The sequence below is a fragment of the Simplicispira sedimenti genome, assembly GCF_022760965.1.
In the GTDB taxonomy this organism is placed as follows: Bacteria; Pseudomonadota; Gammaproteobacteria; order Burkholderiales; family Burkholderiaceae_C; genus Simplicispira; species Simplicispira sedimenti.
On record NZ_JAKVIJ010000012.1, the window covers coordinates 1 to 25,826 of the forward strand.

The window sequence follows — 25,826 nt, forward strand, 5'->3', positions numbered from 1 at the left end:
TCAGGCTCCTATTCCAGCCCAGCAGCGCCCCGCACTAATACAGTGCGGGGCGCTTCTGCTTGGGGAAATGATTTCAATTAATGGACAGACGTGGTATGCAATTGCAGGACATCCTATATTCGCAAGGCTTCGGAACGAGGCGTGTATGTTGTGGGTTGATCCAGCAAGGCCATGTGCGTGTATGGCCTGCAGGCTGTCCAGATGTTGACGGCATCGAATGTCTGGATCCGTTGCAATCGTTTGAGCCTTTGGAATTGTGGTTCTCCGTGAATGGTGAGCGCTGGCCGTTCCAGGAGCATGCATACATACTCATGCACAAGCCCACGGGCACAGAGTGCTCGCACAAGCCTGCAGTGCACCCTAGCATTTACACCTTGCTCCCGCCACCACTGCGTCAACGGCCGGGACGCGGAGCGATTTCAGGGGTTCAGGCCGTGGGGCGGCTGGATCAAGACACGACGGGAATGTTGGTGTTGTCGGATGATGGGCAGTTCATCCACAAGACGACCTCACCCAAAAAAAAGGTGCCCAAGGTATACAAGGTCACCACCAAACATGAGATCCGCCCAGAGCAGGTCCGGCAATTGGTGGCGGGGGTGTTACTGCATGACGAAAGCGTTCGGATTGCTGCGGCCGAGTGTAAACAGACGGCAAGCCACGTGTTGGAGCTTACGTTGACCCAAGGGAAGTTCCATCAGGTCAAACGAATGGTGGCCGCGGTAGGCAACCGAGTGGAGCAACTGCATCGTTTTCGGATCGGGGTACTGGAACTGCCTGAGGATTTGGGACCGGGTCAATGGCGTTGGTTGCAGGCGGAGGAAATTGACGCACTGACCCAGAGCCCCTGAACTTTGCCTGTCACCCGAATGCGACGGGACAGGGTATGCTTGCCAGCATGGGATTGATGTTTGATGCAATTTGGCGTGCGGCAATCTACTGTGTGCATCCGCGCGTGATCGCACTTTCGCTGCTGCCCCTGATACTCATGGCAGTGGGGGCTTTGGTTCTTGGTTACTTTTTTTGGCAGCCCGCGCTTGATCTGGCTGCCGCATGGCTCGATGGGTGGCCGCTCCTGGAGTCGTTTTGGCTTCGCCTAGAGGATTGGGGTTGGGGTGGTGCAAAAGCCTGGGTGATTCCACTTCTTGTCGTTTTGGCATTGGCGCCAGTGGTGGTGATGGTTTCGCTGCTGGCGGTGGCGTTTCTGGCCACACCATCGCTCTTGTCACTGGTGGCGCAACGGCGTTTTCCGCTGCTCGAACGCAAGCAAGGGGGATCATTCCTCTGGAGCGTGGCTTGGTCACTGGGCTCCACTTCGTTGGCTTTCGTTGCGCTCATCCTTTCCATGCCCTTGTGGCTGATCCCGCCCTTGGTTTTGATATTGCCACCCTTGATCTGGGGCTGGCTGACCTATCGGGTGATGGCTTTTGATGCGTTGGCCGAACATGCGAGCCGACAGGAGCGCATCGCGCTGTTTGAGCGGCACAAGATGAGCCTCTTGGTGATGGGCGTGGTGACGGGGTTCCTGGGGGCTGCTCCGGCGGTGGTTTGGGCCTCTGGGGTGCTTTTTGTTGCCGCCTTTTTCATCCTGATTCCCTTGGCCATATGGATTTACACCCTGGTCTTTGTTTTCTCCTCGTTGTGGTTCATTCACTATTGCTTGGCGGCGCTGGAGCGTCTGCGGCTTGAGCAAGTTTCTGCCGCTGGCGCGGAGGCAGATCCCGTTCCCCCAGCGTCCGAGCCGACAGGATTGTCTGTGCAACTGCCCTTGCAACTACCCATGGATCAAGAGCCGAAACCATGACGCCTCAATTTGGATTGATTGTCGTTGGAGACGAAATCCTGTCGGGAAAAAGAGCCGACAAGCATCTCAACAAAGTGATTGACCTGCTCTCTGATCGCGGCTTGGCGCTGTCGTATGCGGAGTACGTGGGTGATGAGCCAGAGCGCATCAAGGCCGTGCTGTCCAGGGCCTTTGCTTCGGGCGATGTGGTTTTCTGCACCGGCGGCATTGGTGCGACGCCTGATGACCATACCCGTCTATGTGCCGCGCAGGCTCTGGATGTGTCCCTGCAGTTGCATCCGTTGGCGGCGGAGTTGATTCGCGAACGCATGCAGGCGATGGCTCAGGAAAAAGGAGAGGTGTTTGACCCAGAGCGGCCCGACAACATTCACCGCTTGAACATGGGGTGTTTCCCGCAAGGAGCGTCCATCATCCCCAACCCATACAACAAAATTCCAGGGTTCAGTTGCAGTGGATCCGCCGGGGGGAGCGTCCATTTTTTCCCCGGCTTCCCGGTCATGGCCTGGCCCATGCTGGAATGGGTGCTGGACACGCAGTATGCCCATTTGTTCGGCAGTCAGGCCAAGGTAGAACGATCGGTGATCGTGTACGAGGCCCTGGAGTCCACGCTGACGCCCTTGATGCAGAGGATTGAAGCCACCCATTCTGGGGTTCGGGTGTTCAGCCTGCCTAGCGTGGATCACCCGGTGCACGGTCGCCATATCGAACTGGGTGTCAAGGGTTTGGCGACGGACAGTTTGGCGGCCTGGAAGGACCTGATCGATGGATTGCACCATTTTGGTGCAAAACTAGGCCCTGAAATGGTGCGTGATTGACGGTCCTTGATCTGTCGCGCGTCATTGCACCAACATAGCGCAGACAATCATAAGAGGTCGTCCAAGACTGCGCACCGGATGATCCCTATTTCTTGGAGTTGCAGCTGGCACACTCCCTGCTAGTTGATAGCACCTTTCTTAACAGCCCTCTACCCAGGAGAACCTGATGGCCAAGACCGTTGCAGACGTGATGAAAATGGTGAAGGAGAACGAAGTCAAGTTCGTGGACTTCCGTTTCACCGACACCCGTGGCAAAGAACAGCACGTGACCGTGCCCATTTCTGCCTTCGATGAAGACAAGTTCTCTTCGGGACACGCTTTTGACGGTTCCTCGATTGCGGGTTGGAAAGGTATTGAGGCCTCGGACATGCTTCTGATGCCCGATCCCAACACGGCCAACGTCGATCCGTTCTTCGAGGAAACCACGCTGTTCCTGCAGTGCGATGTGATCGAGCCGGGCGACGGCAAGGCCTATGACCGCGATCCCCGCTCCGTGGCGCGCCGCGCTGAAGCCTACCTGAAGGCCTCCGGCCTGGGCGATACGGCTTTCTTCGGTCCTGAGCCCGAGTTTTTCCTGTTCGACAACGTGCGCTGGAGCACCGAACCCGGTCGCGGCTTCTACGAGATCGAAGAGTACGAAGCCCCCTGGAACACGGGTGCCAAGCTCGAAGGCGGCAACCGTGGCCACCGTCCGCGCACCAAGGGCGGTTATTTCCCCGTTCCTCCCGTGGACACGACCCACGACATGCGTGCCGAAATGTCGCTGATTCTGGAAAGCCTGGGCATTCCGGTGGAAGTGTTCCACCACGAAGTGGCGGGCGCGGGCCAGTGCGAAATCGGCACCAAGTTCTCCACTCTGGTCGAGCGCGCCGACTGGACGCAGAACCTCAAGTACGTCATCTGGAACGTGGCCAATGCCTATGGCAAGACCGCGACCTTCATGCCCAAGCCCTACCATGGCGACAACGGCTCTGGCATGCACGTGCACCAGTCGGTCTGGAAGGATGGCAAGAACCTGTTTGCTGGCGATGGCTATGCCGGCCTGAGCGATTTTGCGCTGTACTACATCGGCGGCATCATCAAGCACGCCCGTGCCCTGAACGCCATTACCAACCCCACCACCAACAGCTACAAGCGACTGGTGCCGCACTTCGAAGCGCCCGTCAAGCTGGCCTACTCGGCCAAGAACCGCTCGGCATCGATCCGCATCCCTTACGTGGCCAACCCCAAGGGCCGCCGCGTGGAAGCCCGCTTCCCCGATCCGATGGCCAACCCCTACCTGTGCTTTGCCGCACTGCTGATGGCAGGTCTGGACGGCGTGGAAAACAAGATCCATCCAGGCGAAGCCGCCACCAAGGACCTGTACCACCTGCCCCCGGAAGAAGACAAGCTGGTGCCCACCGTGTGTCACAGCCTGGATCAGGCGCTGGAATACCTGGACAAGGACCGTGCCTTCCTGACCAAGGGCGGCGTGTTCAGCGACTCCATGCTCGACGCCTTCATTGAGCTGAAGATGCAGGAAGTCACCCGTGCGCGCATCGAGGTCACCCCGACCGAGTTCGACATGTACTACTCGCTCTGATCCCCTGGGCGAACACGACAAAGCGGTCTCCGGGCCGCTTTGTCATTTCTGGGGGGCTGTGACCGATGTGCGGAACCATGGCGCGTGATGCGGCTCCACCGTGGCATGGACCTCACGGCGTTGCCCTTCGTTGCAGACGCATGACAGGCAGCGATTGGAGATGGCGCTGCTTTGGGCGATACTTCCACACCGTCCTGCCCACAGCCCGCCGTGGTGGCTGCTTGCGAGAAAACCGTATGAACCTGAAACTGATGAGCGCACGTTGTCTGCCGCTGTTGCTGGCCCTGGGGGCTGCTTCGGCCGCGCAGGCGCAAAACACCATCTACCGATGCGGCAACGAATACACCAACAACGCCAACCAAGCCCGTGAGCGTGGATGCAAGCCGGTGGATGGGGGTAACGTGACGGTGGTGGAGGGTACGCGCCCTGCTGTAGCGGCTTCCGGTGCGGCCAAGCCCAGCTCCCCGGCCGGTGCTCCCAAGGTCACGGCCAACGACCAGCGTGCGCGTGATTCCGACGCACGCGCCATTCTGGAGGCCGAACTGCGCAAGGCGCAGGCGCGCCGTGCAGAGTTGGTGAAGGAATACAACAACGGGGCTCCGGAGCGCAATGCCCTGGACCTGCGCAACCCGCAAAAATACCAAGAACGGACTGCTGAACTCAAGGCGAGCATTGCCCGCAGCGAAAGCGACATTGAGGGCATACAACGCGAACTCAGCCGTTTGCCTACACCTTGAGAGCCGCGCTGCGCCCGCATGCCATTGACCCATCCTGCGGGCGTCCCCGCGCACATGCTGGCCCTCGACTGGCTCTCCGTGCTGGTGGCGGTGTTGCGGCCCGACGGCGCCGTGATGTTTGCCAATGCCGCACTGGAGCAGCAACTGGGCATGTCGCGTCGCACCCTGGAGGGCGCAGACTTCTCAATGTGTTTTACCGAACCCGCCCTGCTGCAAACAGCGCTCGCCGGGGCGCGCAGCCAGGACTTCGAGGCCCTGCGCTACGAGGCAGGCCTCAAACGCCTGCACCAGGAGCCCTTGCCGGTGCATGTGAACGTGTCGCCAGGGCAGGGCGATGAGCTGGTCGTGGAGCTGTGGCCGCTGGAGCAGCAGGCGCGACAGGACCGCGAAGACCGCCTGCTGGAGCAAGCGCAGGCGCACAAGGAGCTGATCCGCAACCTGGCCCACGAGATCAAGAACCCCCTGGGCGGCATCCGTGGCGCAGCGCAGCTTCTGGAAATGGAGTTGCAAAACCCCGAGCTGACCGAGTACACCGAAGTCATCGTCCACGAGGCCGACCGCCTGCAGGCACTGGTGGACCGCTTGCTGGCGCCGCACCGCCACCCGCACCAGGTGGGCGACGTCAACATCCACGAGGTCTGCGAGCGGGTGCGTTCGCTGATCCTGGTGGAGCACCCCCAGGGCCTGCGCGTGGTGCGCGACTACGACACCTCCATCCCTGAATTCCGGGGCGACCGCGCCCAGCTGATCCAGGCCTTGCTCAATATCGTGCAGAACGCAGCCCAGGCCCTGGCCGAACGCATTGCCGCCGGGGATGCCTGCATCACCCTGCGCACCCGCGTGGCCCGGCAGGTGACTTTTGGGCGCCAGCGCTACAGGCTGGCACTGGAATTGCATGTCATCGACAACGGGCCAGGCGTGCCCGACGCCATACGGGATCGGATCTTCTATCCCCTGGTGTCGGGCCGGGACGGCGGTTCGGGGCTGGGGCTGACGTTGGCGCAAACCTTTGTGCAGCGTCACCACGGCATGATCGAATGCGAAAGCAGACCCGGTCGCACCGATTTCCGCATCCTGATTCCCTTGCCCTGAGGAACCTACGACCCGCTGCACCAACCTGTGGAAGCACCCAAGCCCATGAAGCCGATCTGGATAGTAGATGACGACCCCTCGATCCGCTTCGTGCTCGAGAAGGCCCTGGCGCGCGAGAACCTGCCCACGCGCAGCTTCACGCACCCGCGCGAGGTGCTCGATGCGCTCGAAGCCCTGCAGGGCGGCGATGTGCAGCACAGCGCGCCGCAGGTGCTGGTCAGCGACATCCGCATGCCCGGCGGCAATGGTCTGCAACTGCTGGAAAAGGTGCATGCCCTGCAACCGGGGCTGCCCGTCATCATCATGACGGCGTTCTCCGACCTGGACAGTGCGGTATCGGCCTTCCAGCGCGGCGCTTTTGAATATCTGCCCAAGCCCTTTGACCTGCCCAAGGCAGTGGAGCTGATCCGCCGCGCCGTGCAGGAAAGCGAGCGCGAATCAGTGGCCCAGGACGCGCACGAGGTGGCCCCGGAAATGCTGGGCCAGGCACCGGCCATGCAGGACGTGTTCCGTGCCATTGGGCGCCTGAGCCAGAGCCAGGTCACCGTGCTGATCACCGGCGAATCGGGCTCGGGCAAGGAGCTGGTGGCGCGCGCGCTGCACAAGCATTCGCCCGTGGCGGGTGGCCCCTTCGTGGCCATCAACACGGCCGCCATCCCTAAAGATCTGCTCGAATCCGAACTCTTCGGCCACGAGCGCGGCGCCTTCACCGGCGCGCAGACGCAGCGGCGTGGGCGCTTCGAGCAGGCCGAGGGCGGCACGCTGTTCCTCGACGAGATCGGCGACATGCCTTTCGACCTGCAGACGCGCCTGCTGCGCGTGCTGTCGGACGGCCAGTTCTACCGCGTCGGCGGCCATGCCGCCGTCAAGGCCCATGTGCGCGTGATTGCTGCCACGCACCAGAACCTGGAGCAGCGCGTCAAGGACGGTGTGTTTCGCGAAGACTTGTTCCACCGCCTCAACGTCATCCGTCTGCGCCTGCCGGCGCTGCGTGAGCGGCGCGAGGACGTGCCCATGCTCACGCGCCATTTCCTGCAGCAAAGCGCGCGCCAGCTGGGGGTGGAGCCCAAGCGCATTTCTGACGCTGCTTTGGCGCGCCTGGGGCAGTTCGGCTTTCCGGGCAACGTGCGCCAGTTGGAAAACATCTGCCACTGGCTCACGGTCATGGCGCCCGCACAAACCATTTCGGTGCAGGACCTGCCGCCCGAGGTGCTGGAGGCCCCCAGCGCCACCACCGATCCGCTGCTGGCCACATCGCCGTTGGCGGAGCCGGCGGCAGAACCCCTGCCTGCCGTGGCGGCACCCGTGCCCGTGGCAGGCGTTTCAGCCGTGGCGCACCGACCCGTCGCGTTGCCGCCGGGCAGTCCGTCGCCGCTTGCTGCGCACCCGCTGGTCGATGGGGCAGATGCCACCGCCTGGGAGCAAGCCCTGGAGCGCGAAGCCCAGGGCCTGCTGGCCGCGGGCCAGAACGATATTTGGGATGTGCTGGCGCACCGCTTCGAGTCACGCCTGATTCGCACCGCGCTGGCGGCCACCCACGGTCGCCGCATGGAGGCCGCCCAGCGCCTGGGCATTGGCCGCAACACCATCACCCGCAAGATCCAGGAGCTGGGCCTGGACGGTGTGGATGAAGCAAAAAACGGCTACAGCGCTTGATTTACAAGCGCCAATAGCTATAAAAATAATAGCAAATTAAAGTGTCAATTCCAGCACCACCGGCGCGTGGTCGCTGGGTTGGGGGTTCTTGCGCGGAGCGCGGTCGATGGTGCAGGCCGCCACGGCGGGGCGCAGCGCCGGGCTCACCAGCATGTGGTCGATGCGCAGCCCCCGGTTCTTCTGGAAACCCAGCATGCGGTAGTCCCACCACGAAAAGCTCTTGTCGGGCTGATCGAACAGGCGGAACGCATCCACCAGGCCCAAGGCCAGCAGCGCCTGGAAGTGCCCACGCTCTTCGGGCGTGTGGTGGATGGTGCCCGCCAGGCCCACGGGGTCGTAAGAGTCGCGGTCTTCGGGCGCCACGTTGAAGTCGCCCAGCAGCACCAGGCGCGGATGCGCCGCCAATTCACTGGCCACCCAGTCGTGCAGGGCCTGCAGCCAGCGCAGCTTGTAGGCGAACTTGTCCGTGCCCGGCGCCTGGCCGTTGACGAAATAGCCGTTGAGCACGCGCAGTGGGCCTTGGGGCGTTTCCACCGTGGCCGCGATCACGCGTGCCTGTTCATCCTCAAAGCCGGGAATGTTGCGCACCACAGCTGTGGGCGCTGTGCGCGTCAGAATCGCCACGCCGTTGTAAGTCTTCTGCCCGAACGCCACGGCCTCGTAGCCGGCTGCGTGCAGCTCCATGAAGGGGAATTTGTCTTCGGTGAGCTTGAGCTCCTGCAGGCACAGCACATCCACCGGGTGCGCGGCCAGCCAGTCCAGCACCTGGGGCAGGCGTACGCTCAGGGAGTTGACGTTCCAGGTGGCAATTTGCATGGCAGGCTCGGGCAGTGGAAAGCGCCCGATGGTAGCGCTTGCGCGCGGCATTTTCAGAACGTGCGCACCAGCGCCCCGGCCAGGCGGCGCAGTGGGGTGGTGTCCAGCAGCGTCCAATGGCGCCGCTCGCCACTGAGCCATTCACGCGCCTGCCACTGCGCCAGCAGGCGGCTCAGGGTTTCGGGGCGGATGCCCAGGTGGGCGGCCAGTTGGCGCTGGCTGGCGGGCAGCTCCAGGCGCAGCCCCTGCTGTTCGGCCAAACGCAGCAGGTAGGCGGCCAGCCGCTGGGGGGCGCTGCTCACGGTCAGCCACTCCACCTCGTTGATGTAGTGGTACAGCCTGCGGCTGAAATCCTCGAGCAGGCGCAGCGCCAGGGCAGGGTGGCTGGCGCAGGCCTGCTGCAGTATCTGCCGCTCCATGCGCCACACTGTGGTGCCACCCACGGCCCGGGCCTGCATGGGATAGCGGCCATGCGCCATGAACATGGCCACCTCGGCCACGCATTGGCCTGCGCCAAAGCGGTGGTACACGCGCTCGTTGCCGTCGCAGCCAAAGCGCACCAGCTCCACATGACCGCGCTCCACCAGCAGCCAGTGCAGGGCAGGGTCGCCTTCGTGAAAGATCACTTCCCCGGCCTTGTAGTGGCGCATTTCGGCACGCACGCACAGCCCCTGCAGAAGGTCGACCGGCAACTCGCGCAGCAGCGGGTGCAGGGCCAATCGGTGGATCACAAGCTGCGGCGTGCTCTGGATGTTGACAAAAGTCATTGTCGGATACAGGTGGTTTCTCGGATCATATTGCAAATGCGAATTACTACCAACAATATTTACATGCAACCGATCCTCTCCCCGAACTCCACCGGCTTCGTCCTGCGGGCCACCGCCGGTGTAGTGCTGATGTCCGCCCTGGCTGCGCAGGCCCAGACCCAGAATGCGGCCAGCCTGCCTTCCGTCACCGTGCAATCGAGCCGCTCCAGCGCCGAGATGCCTGCACGCAAAACCGTCGAGCAAGAGCGCGAGCAACTGGCGCAGGTGCCCGGTGGCACCAACCTGGCCGAGCCGCAGAAAGAGGCGCGCCTGGCCACGCTGCGCGACGCGCTGGATTACCAGCCCGGCATCGTGCTGCAGGACTTCTTTGGCGGCACCGACCAGCCGCGCCTGGGCATTCGCGGCTCGGGCATTCAGAGCAACCCGGTGAACCGGGGCGTGCTGCTGCTGCAGGACGGCCTGCCGCTGAACGAGGCCGACGGCTCCTTCATCATCGGCTTGGTCGAGCCGCGCAACGCGGCCTACATCAGCGCCCGGCGCGGCGCCAATGCCACCACGCCGGGCGCCACCACCCTGGGCGGCGAGGTGGACTTCGTTTCGCTCACGGGGGCCGACGAGCGCGGTCGCGTGCGCGCCGAAGTGGGCAGCTTCGGCCGCCAGGGCCTGCAGGGCGCCGTGGGCGCGGTGGGCGAGCAGCTCGACGGTCGCGTGTCCGTCAGCAGCGACCGCTACGACGGCTACCGGCACCACTCCGCCTCGCAGCGCGATGCCTTGCAGGCCAACGTGGGCTTCCAGGGCGACGGTGGTTTCCAGAACCGCACCTACCTGAACTGGACCGACCTGGCCTTCCAGATTCCCAGCGTGGTGCCCAAGGATCGCGTCGGCTCCGACCCGCGCGGCGTCATGGGCGACGGCAAGACGCCGCAGGACCAGCTGCTCAACGTGTACAAGCGCGACCCGCGCCGCGAGGCCACGCAGCTGCGCCTGGCCAACCGCTCCACCTGGGGCAACGAAGCGCTGCGCCAGGAAGTGGGCGTGTACTGGCAGGATACAGACGACCTGTTCAACAACCAGACCAGCCACACCGTGACGCACAGCCGCACCACCGGCGCGCAGTGGCAGGCCAGCGGCCGGCCCGATGGCGCGGCCGGGGCCGTGGGCTGGCGCACCGCGCTGTCGTGGGCGCAAAGCCAGATGGAGCGCGACCTGTACGCCACCAACCCGGCCAACGGCCAGCAGATGCAGCGCTTCGGCTCCTACGACCTGGACGCCCGCAACCTGCAGGCCCTGGCGGCGGCCGACTGGCGCGTGGCGCCGGGCTGGACGGTGCTGGGCGGCCTGCAGTGGAGCCAGATCACGCGCGACGCCGCCAGCCGCACCAGCGCGGCCCAGCTTGACCAAAGCTGGAATTTCGCCACGCCCAAGCTCGGCGTGAACTGGGAACTTTCGCCCACCACGCGCCTGTGGGCCAACCTCAGCCGCAGCCAGGAGGCGCCCACCTATTGGGAAATCCTTAGCGCCACCGTGGCGCCCAACAACCCGGCTGCCGCCAGCGCCGAACTGGTGCGCCTGAAGATGCAGCGCGCCACCACGCTCGAACTCGGAGGCCAGGGCCGCCTGAGCGAGGGCGCGCAGGCCCTGCAATGGAACGCGGCGGTGTACCGCAGCGTGGTCGCCGACGAACTCATCTCCACCACCGACGCCAACGGCATCAAGGTCGGCACCTACAACTACCGGGGCGGCACGCTGCACCAGGGCGTGGAGCTGGGCCTCTCGGGCAGCCAGCGCATGGGCACCGGCGCGCTGGACTACCGCGCAAGCTGGACCTACAGCGACTTCCGCTTCCGTGCGGGCGAGTACGCCGGCAAGCAGATCGCCGGCGTGCCACGCCACCTGCTCAACGCCGAATTGATGGTGCGCATGGGTGCCTGGCGCTTCGGCCCCAACCTGCGCTGGGTGCCGGTGAGCACGCCCACCGACCACGCCAACACGCCGGGCACGCAGCAGGAGTCGTATGCGCTGCTGGGCCTGAAGGTCGAATGGCGCGAAGGCCCCTGGGCCGTGTACCTGCAGGCCGACAACGTGACCGACCGCCGCTACGCCAGCAGCTACGCCATCCGCAACCAGGCCACCGCCACACAACCGGGCTATCTGCCCGGCCTGGGGCGCAGCCTCACCGCAGGCTTGACCTACAGGTTCTGATTTTCGATTTTCCGGTGCGCCCTTGCGGCCCGTGCCTCGCCGGCACCGGGCCGCGATGGGCGTGGAGCACGACGACCATGCACGATGATTCTTTCCTGATCCCGCAGACCCCGCTCTCGCGCCGCCAGGCCCTGGCCTGGCTGGCCGCGCCCCTGGCCGCCGCGCCCGCGCTGGGCGTGGCTGCGCCGCTGCCGCAGATCACGCTGGCCGGGCCGCCCGCCATCGTCTCGGCGCCGCTGATCCACATGGCTGAAACCAACGCATTGCAGGGCGTGGCGCAGCGCACCGTGTTCACTTCCTGGCGCGACCCCGACCAGCTGCGCATGATGGCCATGGGCGGCAAGGCCGACGTGCTGGCCATGCCCAGCAACGTGGCGGCCAACCTCTACAACCGGGGGGCTGGGGTGGCGCTGCTCAACATCTCCACCTGGGGCTCGCAGTGGATCGTCACGCGCGATGCGGCGCGCAAGACGCTGGCGGCTTTCAAGGGCGAGGAAATCTCCGTGCCGTTCCGGGGTGACATGCCCGACATCGTGCTGCAGCTGCTCGCGGCCAGGCAGGGGCTGGACCCGCTGCGCGACTTCCGCATCCGCTACGTGCCCACGCCCATGGAGGCCATGCAGTTGCTCATCACGCGCCGCGTCTCGCACGCGCTGCTGACCGAGCCGGGCGTGTCGCTGGCACTGCGCAAGACCCAATCCTTCCCCGTGGGCCTGATCGCGCCCGAGCTGCACCGGGGCGCCGACATGCAGCAGGAATGGGGCCGCCTGTACCAGCGCCCCGCGCGCCTGCCGCAAGCGGGCATCGCCGCCGTGGGCGCCCTGCGCGCGCGGCCCGAGGCGCTGGCCGCCGTCACGCGGGCCTACGCGCAATCGCTGGCTTGGTGCCGCGACAACGCCATGGAATGCGGCCGCATGATGGCCCGCCACATCGACCTGCTCACCCCCGAGGCCGTGGCCGACGCCATCGCCGTGAGCCAGATGGACGCCGTGCCCTTGCCGCAGGCGCGCGAGGAGCTGGAGTTTTTCTTCGGCCAGCTCATGGCGCGCAACCCCGGTCTGCTCGGGGGCAAGCTGCCCCCCGCCGCGTTCTACGCGCCCGGCTGAGGCCACCCGCTGTTCCCCTTTCGCGAATGCATCCCCGGCAGCCGCCGCCACCTGGGTCTTCACTGGTTTTTTCGACTCAGGAGTTTTTCACCATGGTTCTTGACGTTTCCCGCTCCCTCTCCCGCAGCGCCCTGGCGCGCCGCCCCGTGGCCCTGGCCGCGCTGTTGCTGCTGGCGGGCGCGCAGGCGCGGGCCCAGTCCGCCACGGCGCCCGAGCTGCTGGCACAGGACTCCGCCACGGCGCTGCCCGCCGTCACCGTCACCGCCACCCTGGCCGAGCAGGACGCGCGCACCGCGCCCGCCAGCGTCACCGTGATCGGCCGCGAGGAGCTGGAGGCGCGCAACGCCACCGATCTGCTCGACGCCGTGCGCGGCGCGCCCGGCCTCACGCTCTCGCCGCGCCAGGTGGGCGGGCGCAAGACGCTGGCGCTGCGCGGCCTGGAAGGCAAGCACACGCTCACGCTGATCGACGGGCGGCGCATCAGCGCGTCCGACGACGTGGTGGGCCACTCCGACTACCAATACGGCTGGCTCCCCATGTCGGCCATCGAGCGCATCGAGGTCATCCGGGGCCCCATGTCCGCGCTCTACGGCTCCGAGGCGCTGGGCGGCGTGGTCAACATGGTGACGCGCCAGCCCAAGGACCGCTGGATCGGCTCGGTCGGCATCACGGGCAGCAACCCCACCAGTGCGAGCGAGGGCGAGCCCACGGGCAAGGCCTCGGTGTTCGCCGCCGGGCCGGTGGGTGAGCGCCTCACGCTGCGCGTGAACGGCGAGGTCTCGCACGCCGCCCCCGTGGCGGACCGCAAGGACCCGCGCGTCTCTGAAATCGAGGGCCACCACTCGCAGGCCGGCGGCCTGAGTGCCAGCTTCGCGCTGACGCCGCAGCAAACCCTGGAGGCCGGCTGGACGGGCAACAACGAGCGCCGCTTCTACGACACCACCTCCACCACCAAGGGCGCCTACCGCAGCAGCTACGACATTGACCGCACCCAGGCCCATGTGGGCTGGGAAGGGCGCTTCGACCAGTGGCGCGGCCGCGTGCGCGCCTACCGCAGCGAGATCGACATCACCAACTCGGCCAGCAACGGCGTGGCGCCCACACGGCCGCAGAACATGACGGACGACGTGCTCGACGGCCATGCCAGCTTCAAGCTCGGCGCCCACCAGCTCACCGTGGGTGGCGAGTGGCGCGACGAAACCCTGGTCAACGCGGGCCTGAAGAACGGCAGCGACTCGGCCACGCACAAGGCCCTGTTCGTGCAGGACGAGTTGCCGCTGAGCCAGTCGCTCATGCTCACCGCCGGCCTGCGCGCCGACAACCACCAGCTCTTTGGAAGCGAGCTGAGCCCGCGCGCCTACCTGGTGTGGGAGGCCAGCCCGGCGCTCGTCGTCAAGGGCGGCTTCGGCCATGCCTTCAAGGCGCCCACGCTCAAGCAGATCTCGCCCAACTACGTGGGCGCCGAAGGGCCGCATACTTTCATGGGCAATGCCAACGTGAAGCCAGAGTCGTCCAACTCCTTCGAGGTGGGCGCCGACTGGCAGGCCGCGCCCGGCTGGACGCTGCGCGCGACGGCCTTCAACACCGAGGTGAAAGACCTCATCACCTACCGCCTGCTGAGCACTGTCGGTACGCGGCGTACCTACCAGTACGACAACATCAACGCTGCGCGCATCCGGGGCCTGGAGGCGGGCGTGGCCTGGGACATCACCCGCGCCTGGAGCTGGAGCAACGACCTCACGCTGCTCAACACGCGCGACAAGACCACGGGCAAGAAGCTGGCCGATCGGCCCTCAAGCAGCCTGACCTCGCGTCTGGAGTGGAAGAACGCCACGGGCTGGAGCGCCCGCCTGGTGGCCGAGTTCATCGGCAGCCAGACGGCGACCGACGGCAAGGGCCTGCCTTCCTACGCGCTGTGGAGCGCCAGCGTGGGCAAGCAGATCGCGCTGGACGGAGAGCGCAAGCTAGCGTTGCGCGCCGGGCTGGAGAACATCGGCAACGTGAACCTGGCGGAAAAGTCCGCCAGCTTCGGTTACGCCGAGCGGGCCCGCCGCCTGTTCGTGTCGGCGCGCGTGGATTTTTGAAGAGGGGAGTGTGTGAAGCGATAAGGACTGTGTGATGAACCACCCCCGGCCTCCTCTCTGGTGGGGAAGCGATGGCCGGGGCGTGCGCCACACCGTGTCTAAATGCTATTAAAAGCATAGCTATTGGCGCTTACTGAATAAGCGCTAGAGGTCTATTTCATTCAAAGAATTCCAGTGAACCCCATGTCCCTTCTTCGCCGCTGGCTGGCGCTGTGCCTGCTGGCCTTTCTGCCTGTATGGCCCGTGGGCGTAGCGCAGGCGGCCTCGGTGCTGTTCATCGCCACCTCCAACGTGCCGCCGGGCAAGTTCCGCCTGCTGGCCGAGATCGCGCGCCCGCACGGCATAGCCGTGCAGGTGCGCTACCTGGGCAAGATCCCGGCCGACGCCGATGCCGGCCTGTTCCAGGGGCAGGACATGGTGTTCTTCGACAGCTACCAGCAGGACGAGGTGCGCCAGCACCTGGCCCGCGCGCTGCCGGGCCTGCGCGCCCCGCACGCCTGGCTGTACGACGCCCGGCCCGCCTGGGGCGGTGGGGTGGATGAGGCCCTGGGCCGCCGCCTTGCGAACTACTACAGCAACGGCGGGCGGCAGAACTTCGAGGGCTTCGTGGCCACCGTGGCTGCCTATTTGAAAGGCCAGAGCGCACAGGGCGTGCCCGACCCGGTGATCTTCCCCAAGACGGCGGTGTACCACCCGCGCGCGCCCGGCCAGGTGTTTGCTGACCCGCTGGCCTACCTGCGCTGGGCGGGGGTGGACCCCACCGACCCGCAGCGCCGCCCCGTGGTGGCGCTGGCCGTGCACCAGCAGTACATCGCCTCGGTGCAGGCGGATTACATCGACGACCTCATCGCCCGCATCGAGGCCGCAGGCGCCGTGGCGCTGAGCTTCTACAGCCCCATGATGGACGCGGGCAGCCTGGACCGCATGCTGCGCCCCCAGGGCAAGGCGCTGGCCGACGTGCTCATCAACACCCAGATCATGCTCATGCCCGAGATGCGCCGCGCCGAGTTCGAGCGCCTGGGCATCCCCGTGCTGCAGGCCATGACCTACCGCCGTGGCGACGCCGCGCACTGGCAGGCCAACCCCCAGGGTGTGCCGTTGATGGATGTGCCGTTCTACATCGCGCAGGCCGAATACGCGGGCGTGACCGATATCCAGGTCGCCTCGGCCAGCGGCGCGGGCGATGCGCCCATCGCCACCATTCCCGCCCAGGCCGACGCCGTGGTGGGCAAGGCGCTGCGCCTGGTGGCGCTGCAGCGCAAAGCGAACGCCGACAAGCGCCTGACGGTGTTCTTCTGGAACTACCCGCCGGGCGAGAAAAACCTCTCGGCCTCCTTCCTCAACGTGCCGCGCAGCCTGCAGACCACGCTGGCCGCGCTGCGCGCCCAGGGCTATGACACCGAGGTGCCGTCCGAGCCCGAACTCATCGCCAAGCTCCAGCGTCTGCTGGCCCCCGCCTACCGCGCGGGCGAACTCGAACCCCTGCTGCGCGAGGGCCTGGCCGCGACCGTGCCCGTGGCGCGCTACCGTGCCTGGCTGGGCCAGCAGCCCGCCGCCGTGCAGACTGCCTTGCGCGAGCGCTGGGGCGAGCCCGAGGCGTCTTCCATGGTCTTTCGCCAGGGCGGCCAGGCCATGTTCGTGGTGCCGCGCCTCATGCTGGGCAAGATCGCCGTGCTGCCGCAGCCGCCCAGGGGGGAGAAATGGGAGCCCAAGGAAAAGGCGCTCTACCACTCCAGCAACGCCTGGCCCTCGCACTACTACCTGGCCGCCTACCTGTGGGCGCGCGAGCAGCAGGCCAGCGACGCGCTGGTGCACTTCGGCACGCACGGCAGCCAGGAATGGCTGCCCGGCAAGGAGCGCGGCCTTTCCGTCTCTGACCCCGGCATGCTCGCCGTGGGCGACCTGCCGGTGGCCTACCCCTACATCGCCGACAACATCGGCGAGGCCCAGCAGGCCAAACGCCGGGGCCGCGCCGTCATCATCAGCCACCAGACGCCGCCCTTCAAGCCCGCCGGGCTGCACCAGGCGCTCACCCACATGCACGACCTGCTGCACGCCTGGGTGGCGCAGGACGAGGGCGTGGTCAAAGACAAGATCAAGGCCGAACTGCTGGCCGCCGCCGCCAAGGAGCGCATAGCCCTCGACATGGGCTGGACGAATGAGCGCGCCCGCGCCGAGTTTCCCGCCTTTGTCGATGCCTTGCACAACCAGTTGCACGAGCTGGCCGAAACCGCCCAACCCCTGGGCCTGCACACCCTGGGCCGCGCGCCCGAGGCCCAGCACCGCCTGGCCACCGTGCTGCTGATGCTGGGCCGCCCGTTCTGGGAGGCAGCCTGGCTGCACGCGGGCAAGCCCGCCGCCGATGCCGACGAAGCCCTGCTGGCTGATTACGACCAACTGCCCGGCACCGCGCCCTACCAGTTGCTGCAACGCCATGTGGCGCAGGGCGAGAGCACCCAGGCGTTGCCCGCGCCGCTGCGCGAACAGCTCGACAAGGCCCGCGCCTGGCATGCCGCCATCGGTGCCGACAACGAGCTGCCCGCGCTGCTCACCGTGCTGGCGGGCCGCTACCTGCCCACGTCCTATGGCGGCGACCCCATCAAGAACCCCGACGCCTACCCCACGGGCCGCAACCTCTACGGCTTCGACCCCTCGCGCGTGCCCACCCAGCAGGCCTGGGCGGCGGGCAAGGAGGCGGCCGAGCAGCTCATTGCCGAGCATCGCCGCCTGACGGGCCAGCCGCCCAAAAAGCTCGCCGTGTCGCTGTGGTCGGTGGAGACCATGCGCCACCAGGGTTTGCTCGAAGCGCAGGCGCTGTGGCTGCTGGGCACCGAGCCCGTGTGGGACGAGGGTGGCCGCGTTACCGGCGTGAAGCTGGTGCCGCGCAAGGCACTGGGCCGCGAGCGCGTGGACGTGGTGCTGTCGGCCACCGGCCTGTACCGCGACCACTTCCCCAACACCATGAAGATCCTGGCCCAGGCCGCGCAACTGGCCGCGCAGGCCCAGGGGCCGGGTGACGAGGCCAACCCCGTGGCGGCCCACACCCGCGCCATCGCCGCCCGCCTGCGCGCCCAGGGCCTGCCCGAGAAGGCCGCGCAGGCGGCAGCGGAAACACGCATCTACTCGTCCGAATCGGGCAAGTACGGCACCGGCCTAGACGACGCCACGCTCGCCACCGACACCTGGAAGGGCAAGCAGGAGGGCGACCGCAAGCTCGCGCAGCTCTACCTCTCGCGCATGCAGTTCGCCTACGGCGCCGATGAATCCACCTGGGGCAGCCTGCAGGGCGGCGACCTCAAGGGCCAGGATGGCCAGCCCCTCAACCTGTATGCCGAGCACCTGCGCGGCACCGAGGGCGCGGTGCTTTCGCGCACGTCCAACACCTACGGCATGCTCACCACCGACGATCCGTTCCAGTACCTGGGCGGCATCGGCCTGGCCGTGCGCCACCTCGACGGCAAGGCGCCGCAGCTCTACATCAGCAACCTGCGCGCGACCGGCAATGGGGGCAGCGGGCGCGTGGAAGGCGCGGCGCAGTTTTTGGCCAAGGAGCTGGCCACGCGCCAGTTCCACCCCGGCTACATCCAGGGCCTGATGCAGGAGGGCTATGCGGGCACGCTGCAGGTGCTGGACGCCACCAACAACTTCTGGGGCTGGACGGCCGTGGCACGCGAGATCGTGCGCGACGACCAGTGGCAGGAGATGGTGGACGTGTACGTGCGCGACAAGCACCAGCTGGGCCTGAAGCAATGGTTCGAGGCGCACAACCCGCACGCGCTGGCGCAGAACATCGAGCGCATGCTGGAAGCCGCGCGCCAGGGCTACTGGCAAACCGACGCCGCCACCGTGGCCGAGCTGAAGGACCGCTGGCGCGACCTGGCCCAGCGCTTCGATGTGCGTACCGACAACGCTGCCTTCGAGCGCTTTGTGGGCGCAGGCCAAGGCACGGCAGGCTTTGGCCTGAACCTGGGCCGCCTGCCCGCCGATGCCGCAGCCGCCGCAGCGCAGAGCGCCGCCGATCCACCGCCCCCGCCGCCCATCAGCGGCATGCGGCTGGAGCAGGTGGCCGAGCAGCCTCCCGCGCCTGCCGCCCACACCTGGCAGGCGCTGTGGGTGGCGCTGGTGCTGGGCGCCGTCATGCTGGGCGGCGGCTGGTGGCAGCGGCGTTACTCGTTTCAAGCAAAATTGGCCTTTGGCGCTTGATGGATAAGCGCAAGTAGCTATCAAAATAGTAGCAAATGTCTGAATTCAAACCTGCCCATGCCCGCCTGCTGGCCGCCGCTGTGTGCGCGGCCTGCGCGGCCCCCGTGCTGGCGCAGCAGCCCGCACCGGCACGCGCGCCTGAGCGTCAGTTGGGTGAAGTCACCGTGCGCTCGGCCAGCAGCGCACTGGAAGACCAGCGCAACGCCGCCACGCAAAAGACCATCATCGACCGCCAGGAGATCGAAGCCCTGGGTGGCCTCACCGTGGGCGAGTTGATCCGCAAGCTGCCTGGCATCGACGCGGGCGAGCGCGGCGCCGACGGCGGCCTGAACGCCCGCGCCCGGGGCATGTCGCGCGACGGGGTGCAGTTCCTCGTCAACGGCGAGCGGCCCACGGCCAATGCGCGCTTTGCCCTCACCGAGGTGGGCCGCATGCCCTCGGGCGAGCTGGAGCGGGTGGAGATATTGCGCGGCGGCTCGGCCGAGTTTGGCGGCGCCGCGCCCGTCACCGTCAACCTCGTCATGCGCCGCCCGGTGGCGCGCGCGGCCACCAGCGTCAAGCTGGCCGTGGGCCAGCGTGGCAGCCTGGCCAACGGCCAGTTCACCGCCAGCCACGGCGGGGGCGAAGGGGGCTTTGGCTGGCTGCTGCCGCTCACGCTCAACCGCCACGCCATGCCGGTGGACCAAAGCAGCACGCGCACGCTGGCCGGTGGCGCACAGCAACAGGACGTGGAGCAGGGCCGCTACGGCATCAACGAATTCATCCTCTCGCCGCGCCTGGCCTGGCGCGGTGCCACGGGCCAACTCACGCTGTGGCCCAGCCTGTACTACAACGAGGGCGACCGCGCCACGCACACCGTGCGCTCGGACGGAACGCAGCGCCACGACAGCGAAGACAACAGCACCCGCATTGCCCGCCTGCGTGGCGAGGCCGAATGGCGCGCTGGGGGCGGCAAGTGGACGGGCCGCGCCGCCGCCATGCAAGGCCAGCGCAACGCCGACCGCAATCGACTGGGCACGGGCGTTGCATGGCAAGAAACCGAGCGCCGCGAAGACCGCGAACACAGCGCATCGCTGCGCTACGACCGGCCCGTGGGCGGCGAGCACCTGCTGTCCGTGGGCCTGGACGCTGCCAGCCACCGCCGCGACGACTGGCAGGCCCTGAGCGGTGCCCATGCCAGCGACACCCGCTTTGCAGGCCGCGCGCGCCAGGGCACGCTGTGGCTGCAGGACGAATGGCAACTGGCCGAGACGCTCACGCTCACCAGCGGCCTGCGCGGCGAGCGCATGGCCATCCAGGCGCAAGAGCGCGACAGCAGCCACGGCGCGGTCGATCCGTCGCTGGCCCTGCGCTGGGAGGCGGCGCCGGGCTGGGTGGCGCGCAGCTCGCTGTCGGGCGCCATCCGCTTCCCCAAGCTCGACGAACTCACGCGCGTGGCCTCGCGCAGCGCGCTGGCCAACACCCCGCTGGAGCCCGACCGGGGCGGCAACCCCTGGCTGCGCCCGGAGCGCATGGCCAACCTCGAAGCCGGGCTGGAGCGCCATGTGCCCGGCGGCGTGTGGGGCATCAACACCTACCTGCGCCGCACGCAGGACTTCATCGAACGCCGCACATTGTGGGAGGCCGGGCGCTGGGTCGAGCGCCCCTTCAACGAAGGCGACGCGCGCCACTGGGGGCTGGAGCTGTCGGCCAAGCTCACGGGCGAGGCGCCCTGGCTGCAGGGCCTGATCGGCCGCCAGGGCAGCGTGCGCGCGCAGTTCACGCTGCCGCGTGGCGAGGTGCAAGACTCGGTGCTGGGCATGAAGCGCGCCCCGCGCGAGCTGCCGCGCTACCAGTTCACGCTGGGCTACGAGGGCAGCCTGCCTGCGTGGCAATCCACCTGGGGCTTTCAGTGGCAGCACCAGGCGGCGGTGCGCACCCAGGTGCCTGGCGAGGTGCAGTCCACCACACAATCGCGCAACCTGCTGGATGCACACTTCGTGCGCCGCCTCACGCCCGCGCTCAACCTGCGCCTGTCGGTGCAGAACCTGCTGGGCACCAGCACCTGGCGCACGGCTTCGTCTGCCCAGGGCGGCCAGCCCTGGGCGCTGACCACCAGCGACCATGGCCAGCGCACCTGGCTGCTGGCGCTGGAAGGCAAGTGGTAAGCGTATTCACCCACCCACACACACAAGGTTTCCCATGGCACCGCAAGCAAGTTCATTCCCTCTTCGCCGTCTGACCGTTGCACTGGCCTGTGCGGGCCTGGCGCTCGCGCTGGCAGGCTGCGCCGGCGCGCCGCCGCTGGCCGCCGCGCACCAGGCCCTCGCTTCGGGCCAGCCGGGCTACTCCGCCCAGGCGGCCCAGGCCACGCAGCCTGCGCTGGCGCAGTATTCGCTGGTGCACGCCGCGCACCTGCCGCACCTGGCCTGGGCGCTCAAGGGCCAGACCACGGCGCTGGCCCTGAACGAGGTGCAGCGCGGCACCCTGGCGGCCCTGGCCTTCGAGGTGCGCGACCAATTGCAGCCCCGGCTGGAGCAGGCCCGCGCCACCGAGCAGGACATCGCCCAGGCCGCGCTCGCAGGCGCCAGCGTGCAGCAGTTGGCCGCGCGGCTGGATCGCCTGCAGCAGCTCAAGCGCGAGGCCGCGCAGGCGCAGATCGACGCCACCCAGCGCATCCGCACCACGCTGGACGCCGCCCAGTACCAGCAACTGCGCCAGCGCGCGCTCGCCCTGGCGCCCGCTGCACCGGCCATGCCTGAATATTCTTTGCTGCTGCCCGCCCACCTGCCGCACCTGATGCCGTTTGTGGCCAAGCTGGACGCATCGGCCGAGCACCAGCAGGCCCTGTCGCGCTACGCCGACGAGCAGGTGCGCCCCGCGCTGCGCCCGCGCCTGCAGCAGGCCCAGCAACTGGAGCAGGAGATTGCCCGCGCCGCGCTCGATGGCCGCAGCGCGCAAGACCTGGCGCCCCAGCTCGACCGCCTGGCCCAGGTGCGCCGCGAGGCCGCAGAAATCCACCTGCGCTGCATCGCCCAGGTGCGCCAGACCCTGCCGCCCGAGCAGTACGCGCGCCTGCTGGCGCTGGCCCAGCCCGCCGCGCGTTGACCCTTTCCAAAATCACGATTCCACGGAGTTTTTTCGCATGAGCCATTTGCTTGAATCCCTGATGTACCAGGCCAGCCAGGTCTTTTTGTTCCCCACCCTGGTGGTGATTGCCGTGCTGTTCGTCTATGCCTTTTTTCTGCTGGGCATGTTTGCCATGCAGTGGTGGCAGCGCCGCCAGGGGCAGGGCGGCCAGCCCACGCGCGGCCACCACCTGCTGGCCTGGGCCAAGGCCCAGCCCGGTGCCAGCGCCGACGAGCTGGACGTGAAGGCGCACCAGCTGCTGGAGCTGCCGCGCATTGCCACGCGCGTGGCGCCCATGCTGGGGCTGATCGCCACCATGATTCCCATGGGCCCGGCGCTCAAGGGCCTGTCAGATGGCAACCTGGGCCAGGTGTCGGACAATCTGGCCGTGGCCTTTGCGGCGGTGATCCTGTCGCTCATTGCCGCCGCCATCACCTTCTGGGTGGTGTCGGTGCAGCGGCGCTGGCTGGCCGAGGAACTGGTGTGGCTGCAGCGCCAGGGCGTGCGCACCCCGGCCGCGGGCCACATGGCAGAAGCAGGCAGCGAAGCATGAAATTCCTCGACGAAACCGAAGCCGACGACCCCATCCTCTCGGTCGTCAACCTCATCGACGTGTTCTTGGTGGTGATCGCCGCGCTGCTCATCACCGTGGCCAAGAACCCGCTGCTCAGCCCTTTCTCCAAGCAGGACGTCACCGTCATCACCGACGCGGGCAAGCCCACCATGGAAGTGATCCAGAAGCGCGGCGAGAAGATCGAAAAATACAAGGCCAGCGGCGAGATCGGCGAGGGCGACGGCGAGAAAGCTGGCGTGGCCTACCGCATGAAGGACGGCTCCATGGTCTACGTGCCCGAAGGCGGCGCGCCAGACCAGGCCACGGCCCCCGCGCCCTCCGCCGCACCCGTCAACAACGTGGGCACAGCCCCCGGCGGCATGGGGGGGCGCTGATGCTGCGTGTGCTCTGGCGCGTGCTCTCGGGCCTGCCCGCCTACCTGTGGAGCGGCTGGGGCGCCGGTGCCAGTCTGTTGCTGCTGCTGGCCAGCTGGGAGGCCGTGGCCGCGCTGTACGACCCGCTCATCCTGCCCGACCCGCTCACCGCCTTTGCCGCGTTGGGGGCGCAGGTGCAGCAGGGCGCTGCCGGGCCCGCACTGTGGGCCACGGCGCGGCGCGCCTTCATGGGGCTGGCGCTGGCACTCTGCGTGGGCAGCCTGCTGGGGCTGCTGGCGGGCCTGTCGGTCACGGCCTCGGTGCTGTCGCGCCCGCTGGTTACGGTGCTGCTGGGCACACCGCCCATCGCCTGGCTGGTGCTGGCCATGCTGTGGTTCGGCATGAGCGACGGCACGCCCGTGTTCACCGTGTTCATTGCCTGCTTTCCGGTGGTGTTTGCCAGCGCGCTGCAGGGCACGCGCACGCTCGATTTGCAGCTGCGCGACATGGCGCGCGCCTACCGCCTGCCGCTGGGCATGGCGCTGCGCGAGGTGTACGGGCCGCATGTGCTGTCGTACCTGTTCCCGGCCTGGGTCACCGCGCTGGGCAGCGCCTGGAAGGTGGCCGTGATGGCCGAGCTGCTCGCCAGCACCGACGGCGTGGGCGCCGCGCTGGCCGCCAGCCGCTCGCAGCTGGACACCGCCACCACCCTGGGCTGGATCAGCGCCGTGGTGGGCTGCCTGCTGGTGGTCGAGTATGGATTTTTGGAACCGCTCAAGCGCGAAGTCGAACGCTGGCGGGAGGCGCCGCGATGAGTTTGCTGCTTCAAAATGTGCGCCACAGCTACGCGCTCACCGAGGTGCTCGGCGGCGTGGGCCTGGCGCTTTCGCACGGCCGCGTGCTGGCGCTGGTCGGCCCCTCGGGCTGTGGCAAGACCACGCTGCTGCACCTGTGCGCCGGCCTGCTGGATGTGCAGGAGGGCCGCCTGGACAACGCCTTTGCCAATCCCGCGCTGATGTTCCAGCAGCCGCGCCTGCTGCCCTGGCAGACCACCGCCGACAACATCGCCCTGGGCCTGCGCGCGCAGGGCATGGCGCGTGCCGCCGCGCGTGAGCGCGCCCACGCCATGGGCACCGTGCTGGGGCTGGACTTTGAAGCCCTGGCCGCCTACCCGCACCAGCTCTCGGGCGGCATGCAAAGCCGCGCCGCGCTGGCGCGCGCCCTGGTGCTGGAACCCGATTTGCTGCTGATGGACGAACCCTTTGCCGCGCTCGACATCGGCCTCAAGGCGCAACTGCACCGCCTGCTGCTGCGCCACCAGCGCGAGAAGGGCACGGCCGTGCTGATGATCACGCACGACCTCATGGAGGCCGTGCGCCTGGCCGACACCGTGCTCGTCATGGCCGCCGGGCCGGGCCGCATCGTGCACCTGCATGCGCCTGCCGCGCCTGCGCTGGCGCGAGACGACGCCATGGTCTACCACGACACTGCCGAGCTGCTGCGCGTGCCCGCCGTGCGCACGGCCTTCGGGCTGGACGCGTTGGTGGAAGAGGGCGCCTGCGGCGCCGATGAATTCGCCGACACCCTGCCGCCGCCCGAGGCGCGCGTGCTGCCCCTGCAGCCGCTGCCGCACGAAGGCGCCACCACCCCCACCGCGCGGAGGATGCGATGCGGATGACCGCCCCCGCGATGACCCCGCCCGGTCTGCTGTCGCTTCAGCACCCGGTCTGGATGTGCGCCATGCGCCCCTTCTTCCTGCTCACCATGGGCTCGGCCGTGCTGCTCATCGCGCTGTGGAGCGCCGTGCTGGCCTTGGGCCTGCCGCCGCCGCCCGTGGCGGGCGGCGCGCTGGTGTGGCACGCGCACGAGCTGCTGCTGGGCTTTGGCCTGGCGGCGGTGGCGGGCTTCGTGCTCACCGCCGTGCCCGAGTTCACCAATACCGCGAGCCCCAGCCCGCGCACCGCGCGCCACCTGGTGCTGCTGTGGCTGCTGGGGCGCGCGGGCTTCTGGCTCTCGGGCGTGGCGGGCAGCGCCGCGCTGGCGCTGGCCGCCTTGGCGCACCTGGGCCTGGCGGGCAGCCTGCTGGCGCTGCTGTGGCCCGCGCTGCGCACCTTGGCCGGGCGGCGCCACCACGCCTTTGGCTGGGCGCTGGCGGGCCTGTTCGTGCTGGTGGCAGGCTTCTATGCCGATGCACTGCGCGGTGCCTACCCCATGCGCTGGCTGCTGGCCCTGCTGGGCCTGGTGATGGTGCTCATCATCGTGGCCATGAGCCGCATCTCCATGCGCATCGTCAACAACGCCATCGACGAAACGGGCGCGGGCCGCGAGCCCTACCTGGCCCGCCCGCCCCGGCGCAACCTGGCCATCCTGTGCATCGCGCTGTTCACGCTGGCCGAGTTCGTGCAACCGGGCGGCCGCGCCAGCGGCTGGCTCGCCTGCGCCGCCGCCGCCGCGCTGTGCAACCTGATGGGCGACTGGCACGTAGGCCGCCCGCTGCTGCGCCGCCTGCCGCTCATGCTCTACGCCGTGTATGCCTGCATGGCGCTGGGCTACGCCCTCATCGGCACGGCCCTGCTCGCGGGCGGGCCGGGCGCCAGCGCAGGGCGCCACCTGCTCACCGTGGGCGCCATCGGGCTGTCGATCTACGCCGTGATCTGCATCGCCGGGCGCGCGCACTGCGGGCATCCGGCGGACGAACGGCCCTGGGTGGGGCAGGGGGCGGGGCTCATCGTGGCCGGGGCGATGCTGCGTGCGAGCGCGGCCTTTGCGCCGGAGGCGGCTTCAGCCCTGCTGGGCCTGGCCGGGCTGTGCTGGGTGGGGGCGTTCGGGCTGCTGTGCTGGCGCATTGGGCCGGTGCTGTGGCGCGCGCGGCCGGATGGGTTGTGGGGGTGTCAGGGGTAGGGGGCTGGCCTGTGCAGGAGCCGCCGGGG

At 67.8% G+C, this 25,826-nt stretch carries 19 protein-coding genes and 1 pseudogene; 18 read left to right on the forward strand and 2 right to left on the reverse strand.

Annotated elements, in window-relative coordinates:
- Nucleotides 1-95 precede the first annotated feature (95 nt).
- The 7 genes from MJ602_RS13145 (at nucleotide 96) to ntrC (ending at nucleotide 7,683) form a co-directional block, all read left to right on the forward strand.
- Entirely contained in the window at nucleotides 96-848 is a 753-nt protein-coding gene (locus tag MJ602_RS13145) for a 16S rRNA pseudouridine(516) synthase (RefSeq protein WP_243021201.1), read from the forward strand.
- A gap of 35 nt (nucleotides 849-883) precedes the next feature.
- Entirely contained in the window at nucleotides 884-1,801 is a 918-nt protein-coding gene (locus MJ602_RS13150) for an EI24 domain-containing protein (RefSeq protein ID WP_243021202.1), read from the forward strand.
- Nucleotides 1,798-2,616, forward strand: coding sequence for a competence/damage-inducible protein A (locus tag MJ602_RS13155; RefSeq protein ID WP_243021203.1), 819 nt, complete (start codon nucleotides 1,798-1,800; stop codon nucleotides 2,614-2,616). Before MJ602_RS13150 ends, MJ602_RS13155 begins: the two co-directional genes overlap by 4 nt.
- A gap of 166 nt (nucleotides 2,617-2,782) precedes the next feature.
- A complete protein-coding gene (gene glnA, locus MJ602_RS13160) occupies nucleotides 2,783-4,198 on the forward strand; it encodes a type I glutamate--ammonia ligase (protein ID WP_243021204.1) in 1,416 nt (471 codons plus the stop codon).
- A gap of 251 nt (nucleotides 4,199-4,449) precedes the next feature.
- Nucleotides 4,450-4,935 carry a hypothetical protein gene (locus MJ602_RS13165; protein ID WP_162018034.1) on the forward strand — a complete coding sequence of 162 codons (486 nt, stop codon included), beginning with the start codon at nucleotides 4,450-4,452 and terminating at the stop codon, nucleotides 4,933-4,935.
- An 18-nt stretch (nucleotides 4,936-4,953) separates the two neighbouring features.
- Nucleotides 4,954-6,027, forward strand: coding sequence for a nitrogen regulation protein NR(II) (gene glnL, locus MJ602_RS13170; RefSeq protein WP_197904983.1), 1,074 nt, complete (start codon nucleotides 4,954-4,956; stop codon nucleotides 6,025-6,027).
- Between the two features lie 45 nt (nucleotides 6,028-6,072).
- On the forward strand, nucleotides 6,073-7,683 hold the full coding sequence (ntrC, locus tag MJ602_RS13175; RefSeq protein ID WP_243021205.1) for a nitrogen regulation protein NR(I): 1,611 nt from the start codon (nucleotides 6,073-6,075) through the stop codon (nucleotides 7,681-7,683).
- Nucleotides 7,684-7,719: 36 nt separating this feature from the next.
- On the opposite strand, the gene xth is transcribed toward ntrC, so the two are convergent.
- Entirely contained in the window at nucleotides 7,720-8,499 is a 780-nt protein-coding gene (xth, locus tag MJ602_RS13180; RefSeq protein ID WP_243021206.1) for an exodeoxyribonuclease III, read from the reverse strand.
- 53 nt (nucleotides 8,500-8,552) lie between these two features.
- Nucleotides 8,553-9,266 (reverse strand): Crp/Fnr family transcriptional regulator, encoded by a 714-nt coding sequence (locus MJ602_RS13185; RefSeq protein ID WP_243021207.1) that lies wholly within the window; start codon nucleotides 9,264-9,266, stop codon nucleotides 8,553-8,555.
- Nucleotides 9,267-9,395: 129 nt separating this feature from the next.
- On the opposite strand from MJ602_RS13185, the gene MJ602_RS13190 reads away from it, so the two are divergent.
- The 11 genes and pseudogenes from MJ602_RS13190 to MJ602_RS13240 all read left to right on the forward strand — a co-directional run bounded on the left by MJ602_RS13190 (nucleotide 9,396) and on the right by MJ602_RS13240 (nucleotide 25,797).
- Complete coding sequence (locus MJ602_RS13190; RefSeq protein WP_423246714.1) at nucleotides 9,396-11,468, forward strand: TonB-dependent receptor family protein; 2,073 nt, start codon at nucleotides 9,396-9,398, stop codon at nucleotides 11,466-11,468.
- A 77-nt stretch (nucleotides 11,469-11,545) separates the two neighbouring features.
- A complete protein-coding gene (locus tag MJ602_RS13195) occupies nucleotides 11,546-12,574 on the forward strand; it encodes an ABC transporter substrate-binding protein (RefSeq protein WP_243021209.1) in 1,029 nt (342 codons plus the stop codon).
- 92 nt (nucleotides 12,575-12,666) lie between these two features.
- On the forward strand, nucleotides 12,667-14,658 hold the full coding sequence (locus MJ602_RS13200; protein WP_243021211.1) for a TonB-dependent receptor plug domain-containing protein: 1,992 nt from the start codon (nucleotides 12,667-12,669) through the stop codon (nucleotides 14,656-14,658).
- A gap of 183 nt (nucleotides 14,659-14,841) precedes the next feature.
- Nucleotides 14,842-18,861, forward strand: a complete 4,020-nt coding sequence (gene cobN / locus MJ602_RS13205; RefSeq protein ID WP_243021213.1) for a cobaltochelatase subunit CobN — start codon at nucleotides 14,842-14,844, stop codon at nucleotides 18,859-18,861.
- Nucleotides 18,862-18,896: 35 nt separating this feature from the next.
- Entirely contained in the window at nucleotides 18,897-21,008 is a 2,112-nt protein-coding gene (locus tag MJ602_RS13210; protein WP_243021215.1) for a TonB-dependent receptor plug domain-containing protein, read from the forward strand.
- Between the two features lie 34 nt (nucleotides 21,009-21,042).
- Entirely contained in the window at nucleotides 21,043-21,948 is a 906-nt protein-coding gene (locus MJ602_RS13215) for a hypothetical protein (protein ID WP_243021216.1), read from the forward strand.
- A 37-nt stretch (nucleotides 21,949-21,985) separates the two neighbouring features.
- Nucleotides 21,986-22,522 (forward strand): MotA/TolQ/ExbB proton channel family protein, encoded by a 537-nt coding sequence (locus MJ602_RS13220; RefSeq protein WP_243021218.1) that lies wholly within the window; start codon nucleotides 21,986-21,988, stop codon nucleotides 22,520-22,522.
- A pseudogene (locus MJ602_RS13225) lies at nucleotides 22,519-22,830 on the forward strand (DUF2149 domain-containing protein); the annotation flags it as partial. The gene MJ602_RS13220 and the pseudogene MJ602_RS13225, both read left to right, overlap by 4 nt.
- 86 nt (nucleotides 22,831-22,916) lie before the next feature.
- Entirely contained in the window at nucleotides 22,917-23,711 is a 795-nt protein-coding gene (locus MJ602_RS13230; RefSeq protein WP_243021220.1) for an ABC transporter permease, read from the forward strand.
- Complete coding sequence (locus MJ602_RS13235; protein WP_243021222.1) at nucleotides 23,708-24,574, forward strand: ABC transporter ATP-binding protein; 867 nt, start codon at nucleotides 23,708-23,710, stop codon at nucleotides 24,572-24,574. The genes MJ602_RS13230 and MJ602_RS13235 overlap by 4 nt, the downstream gene beginning before the upstream one ends.
- A complete protein-coding gene (locus MJ602_RS13240) occupies nucleotides 24,565-25,797 on the forward strand; it encodes an NnrS family protein (protein ID WP_243021224.1) in 1,233 nt (410 codons plus the stop codon). The genes MJ602_RS13235 and MJ602_RS13240 overlap by 10 nt, the downstream gene beginning before the upstream one ends.
- The last annotated feature ends 29 nt before the right edge of the window (nucleotides 25,798-25,826 follow it).

Coding starts and splice junctions, on each gene's coding strand:
- MJ602_RS13145 (WP_243021201.1), top strand. CDS start 96: ATGCAATTGCAGGACATCCTATATTCGCAAGGCTTCGGAACGAGGCGT.
- MJ602_RS13150 (WP_243021202.1), top strand. CDS start 884: ATGCTTGCCAGCATGGGATTGATGTTTGATGCAATTTGGCGTGCGGCA.
- MJ602_RS13155 (WP_243021203.1), top strand. CDS start 1,798: ATGACGCCTCAATTTGGATTGATTGTCGTTGGAGACGAAATCCTGTCG.
- glnA (WP_243021204.1), top strand. CDS start 2,783: ATGGCCAAGACCGTTGCAGACGTGATGAAAATGGTGAAGGAGAACGAA.
- MJ602_RS13165 (WP_162018034.1), top strand. CDS start 4,450: ATGAGCGCACGTTGTCTGCCGCTGTTGCTGGCCCTGGGGGCTGCTTCG.
- glnL (WP_197904983.1), top strand. CDS start 4,954: ATGCCATTGACCCATCCTGCGGGCGTCCCCGCGCACATGCTGGCCCTC.
- ntrC (WP_243021205.1), top strand. CDS start 6,073: ATGAAGCCGATCTGGATAGTAGATGACGACCCCTCGATCCGCTTCGTG.
- xth (WP_243021206.1), bottom strand. CDS start 8,499: ATGCAAATTGCCACCTGGAACGTCAACTCCCTGAGCGTACGCCTGCCC.
- MJ602_RS13185 (WP_243021207.1), bottom strand. CDS start 9,266: ATGACTTTTGTCAACATCCAGAGCACGCCGCAGCTTGTGATCCACCGA.
- MJ602_RS13190 (WP_423246714.1), top strand. CDS start 9,396: ATGTCCGCCCTGGCTGCGCAGGCCCAGACCCAGAATGCGGCCAGCCTG.
- MJ602_RS13195 (WP_243021209.1), top strand. CDS start 11,546: ATGCACGATGATTCTTTCCTGATCCCGCAGACCCCGCTCTCGCGCCGC.
- MJ602_RS13200 (WP_243021211.1), top strand. CDS start 12,667: ATGGTTCTTGACGTTTCCCGCTCCCTCTCCCGCAGCGCCCTGGCGCGC.
- cobN (WP_243021213.1), top strand. CDS start 14,842: ATGTCCCTTCTTCGCCGCTGGCTGGCGCTGTGCCTGCTGGCCTTTCTG.
- MJ602_RS13210 (WP_243021215.1), top strand. CDS start 18,897: ATGTCTGAATTCAAACCTGCCCATGCCCGCCTGCTGGCCGCCGCTGTG.
- MJ602_RS13215 (WP_243021216.1), top strand. CDS start 21,043: ATGGCACCGCAAGCAAGTTCATTCCCTCTTCGCCGTCTGACCGTTGCA.
- MJ602_RS13220 (WP_243021218.1), top strand. CDS start 21,986: ATGAGCCATTTGCTTGAATCCCTGATGTACCAGGCCAGCCAGGTCTTT.
- MJ602_RS13230 (WP_243021220.1), top strand. CDS start 22,917: ATGCTGCGTGTGCTCTGGCGCGTGCTCTCGGGCCTGCCCGCCTACCTG.
- MJ602_RS13235 (WP_243021222.1), top strand. CDS start 23,708: ATGAGTTTGCTGCTTCAAAATGTGCGCCACAGCTACGCGCTCACCGAG.
- MJ602_RS13240 (WP_243021224.1), top strand. CDS start 24,565: ATGCGGATGACCGCCCCCGCGATGACCCCGCCCGGTCTGCTGTCGCTT.